Below are 2,519 nucleotides of genomic sequence, written 5' to 3'. Positions count from 1 at the left end.
GGCTCATTCTAGCGATGATTCTTCGATCTGACCGCACCCATTGACAAAAATTTACAATTATTCGACCTTTAGCGATCGCTATCGGGGGATAGTTGTTTTTTGTTACAGCAGTGGGGAGAAGGGAGCGGGTTTTTCAAGTTGAATTGGCAGTTAATCATACTATTAAAAACCGATTCAGTATAAAGACCCCGTTATGCCGTGTCCCTACAGATAGACTTCAACGGCCCTAGCATTCGGCGCGTCACGGAATAAAAATGCGTCTTGCGCCTTGATAATCTTCAATATCAACTACAATATCAACCAAACGGTTAACGCAACGATCTCGATAATCTGGCTCGGCAAGTAGTCGCTCAATATTACCGATTGTCACGACGGGTAATGATGTGGGGGTATTTTCCTCCCGCATCACTTGCTCCAGGGAATCTTTGCCTTTCATACTTCGGTTAGCGGTGATCAGGATCATCTGATTGGCTTGGGCATACCGCCAAACAACGCGATCATCGCTCGTGACAGCTAACCCAACTTCTTCAAACAGAATAAAACGAATCGAGATCAAGTCAAGCCAACCACTCGCAGCAAGGCCACCGGCGAGGACAACAGAATGCCCTCGTAAGTTATGATCAACTAGAAAATTCATGCCCGTGATGCCAACTTGGCTTTTTCCGCTTGAAGTTTTGCTCGAATGGCTTCTGTGCCTGGTTTTGGCGGCTTAGCAGCAATACGGGCAACTCGCTCACGATTTTGCTCTTCATAATATTGTCGCAGTTCTTCAGCTTCTTTGAGAACTTGCTGGTACTCAGCTTCTACATCCGCACGATGAGCCTCAATATAAGCCAGGGCAGCGTTAATTTGCTCTTCCGTCAGATCAAATAATCCCTGAATGAACTTAGGTGGATATTGAGCAGTCACATAATCCATCACATCGTAGAGGGTGATGCGGGTTCCTGCGATCGTCAGTCCCCGCTCTGTACGAATGATAGCGGTTTGTTCATTTGATGCGAGCGTCATAGCCAAAGCCCCCTAAGGGCTGCGTTCACTAACTCGTATTTTATCAAAAATATAAAGTTGCCGCAGAAAAATGCCTGAAAGACATCCCCTACACATCCATTCTCAGTCATCAGATAAACCGTCACCCGTATTATCTTTATATCACGTCCAAAAGCGTGTTAGCCAGATTAGCCCACACCGTACTTAAACCCACAGTTTCAATCAATGGGCATGGTGCGTTCCCCAAAATCGATCGCTGGAGCAGTGGGAGTCACATTAGGGAACGCACCCTACAAGATCGGCGATCGCGCTTTGCATCCATCATAACCGATAGTGGATACCTCAGTTCCTTGTGCAAGCGGATTGTGATACAGCGATTTGCACTACTCACTGAGCAAACTGAATCTGAACCAAAAATGCTCCAGAGTTATCATCAAAATATGCTTCAAAATAGCTATCATCTACAATTCGTTTCCACTCATCTTCCCTCTGTTTTACTGTAACCTTGCCTGAACCATAAGTTTCATCAAGTTCTTTTTGAGAGAGTATGTAAGCACTTTCCGCATCCTTGTTAAGCACAGCATCGTTGACAACTAGCCAGAGTTTTCCTCCTTTTTCGCTCTTGATTGAAGCATTTCTTCCTATTACGCTAATATTTTTAGGTTTAGGGTTAGTCTTGCTCAGGTCCTCTGTAGTGATACAGGCAAGTAAAACACCATAGTTGTTATCTGGTGAAATTAGGTACTGCTTTATTCGTAAATCTTTATAACCTAAAGGCTGCCCGCCTTCAGGTTCCATCCATCCCAATCTTGGGTATTTATGGGTATAGGCAGCCTCAACCAGTCGATGAATAGCAAGATTAATTGAACCAGTTGCTGTAATTTTTACTTCTTGACCAGGCTTAATTTCTAAACCAGTATTTAGCCACAGTTTATTTGCCGGTAAAAGCACAGTCTCTTTTCTACTGGACAAATAACTTTGAATTGAAGGGAAACTAGATAAGAAGAGCAGTGGAATAATCATCCACAGTGGTAGTTTTAAATTAATGATTTTCTGAAGGCTTTCACTGACTTCAGATAACTTGGATAAGTTTTCAATTAGAATTTTAAGCATTTCATTCCCCATATCACGACCAAAAGCGTGTTAGCCAGATTAGCATATTGCCAAAAACCTTGTTTAACTAAATTCCTGACAATTAGGCTCATTCTAGCGATGATTCTTCGATCTGACCGCACCCCTTGACAAAAACTTACAATTATTCGACTTTTAGCGATCGCTATCGGGGGATAGTTGTTTTTTGTTACAGCAGTATGGAGCAGCCTAATCCAGATTATCGCCCACAGGAAACCAATCTTCATCGAGAATTTGTTCAAGGGAACCAAGAGGAATAGCGGGGAAAGTATCGAGGGGTAATTGAGAGCGGTCACTGGCATTTTTTCGGGCTGAAAGATAACATTCATCAAAAATTTCCAAAAGATAAGGTTTCAGACTAGGACTATCTTTAAGTTCATCTAATATATCGAGACGAAAAG

The 2,519-nt window shown here is 42.8% G+C and carries 4 protein-coding genes; all 4 read right to left on the bottom strand.

Translation table 11 applies throughout. The features are described from left to right. Positions 1–241: 241 nt before the first annotated feature. A complete protein-coding gene (locus PX484_RS19750; RefSeq protein ID WP_149978031.1) occupies positions 242–637 on the bottom strand; it encodes a DUF5615 family PIN-like protein in 396 nt (131 codons plus the stop codon). After that, complete coding sequence (locus PX484_RS19745) at positions 634–1,008, bottom strand: DUF433 domain-containing protein (RefSeq protein WP_149978030.1); 375 nt, start codon at positions 1,006–1,008, stop codon at positions 634–636. The genes PX484_RS19750 and PX484_RS19745 overlap by 4 nt, the downstream gene beginning before the upstream one ends. Positions 1,009–1,374: 366 nt before the next feature. Next, positions 1,375–2,100 carry a hypothetical protein gene (locus tag PX484_RS19740; protein ID WP_002733009.1) on the bottom strand — a complete coding sequence of 242 codons (726 nt, stop codon included), beginning with the start codon at positions 2,098–2,100 and terminating at the stop codon, positions 1,375–1,377. 207 nt (positions 2,101–2,307) lie between these two features. Continuing rightward, the coding region (locus PX484_RS19735) for a DUF29 domain-containing protein (protein WP_288105218.1) at positions 2,308–2,519 on the bottom strand (212 nt) is incomplete at its 5' end.

The sequence above is a fragment of the Microcystis sp. M49636_WE2 genome, from assembly GCF_030065375.1.
Classification (GTDB): domain Bacteria; phylum Cyanobacteriota; class Cyanobacteriia; order Cyanobacteriales; family Microcystaceae; genus Microcystis; species Microcystis aeruginosa_C.
The sequence above is the reverse complement of the archived record's forward strand: the minus strand, read 5'-3'. Positions and strand labels throughout refer to the sequence as shown.

Coding starts and splice junctions, on each gene's coding strand:
- PX484_RS19740 (WP_002733009.1), bottom strand. CDS start 2,100: ATGCTTAAAATTCTAATTGAAAACTTATCCAAGTTATCTGAAGTCAGT.
- PX484_RS19745 (WP_149978030.1), bottom strand. CDS start 1,008: ATGACGCTCGCATCAAATGAACAAACCGCTATCATTCGTACAGAGCGG.
- PX484_RS19750 (WP_149978031.1), bottom strand. CDS start 637: ATGAATTTTCTAGTTGATCATAACTTACGAGGGCATTCTGTTGTCCTC.